This is a genomic window from Kitasatospora sp. SC0581, assembly GCF_048159585.1.
Lineage (GTDB): Bacteria > Actinomycetota > Actinomycetes > Streptomycetales > Streptomycetaceae > Kitasatospora.
Map to the genome: position 1 here is coordinate 1 of NZ_JBLRWA010000250.1, position 356 is coordinate 356.

1 protein-coding gene is annotated in these 356 nt (G+C 29.5%); it reads left to right on the top strand.

Translation table 11 applies throughout. The features are described 5' to 3' along the window. On the top strand, window positions 1–251 hold a 251-nt coding region (locus ACLWS4_RS37980; RefSeq protein WP_416876573.1), incomplete at its 5' end, for an immunity protein YezG family protein. Between the last annotated feature and the right edge of the window lie 105 nt (window positions 252–356).

Consider the following 356-nt stretch of genomic DNA (forward strand, 5'->3'; position numbering starts at 1 on the left):
TAGATCTAACTGATATTTTTGACAATATAGATCCATCTCGTTATAACGAATTGAAGTATAAGTTGTATGATTTATGTGAAAAATTATGGGTTGAATTTAAAAAACAAGGTCAAGAGCAGTGGACAAGTCTAACCTACATACTTGAAAATACCGGTAAGATGAATATTCACTTTACGTACAATGATCTCTCACAATTAGATCCGATTAAGAAGCAAGATAAGTGGGAGGATGAATATTTAAATAATGAATGACTATAAATTTACAAAAGATCCGTTGGGTGATATAAGCATACTATAATGGATCCATAAAAATACTGTATTATTTGAATATTTCAAACAAGATGGGGGTTATTTATG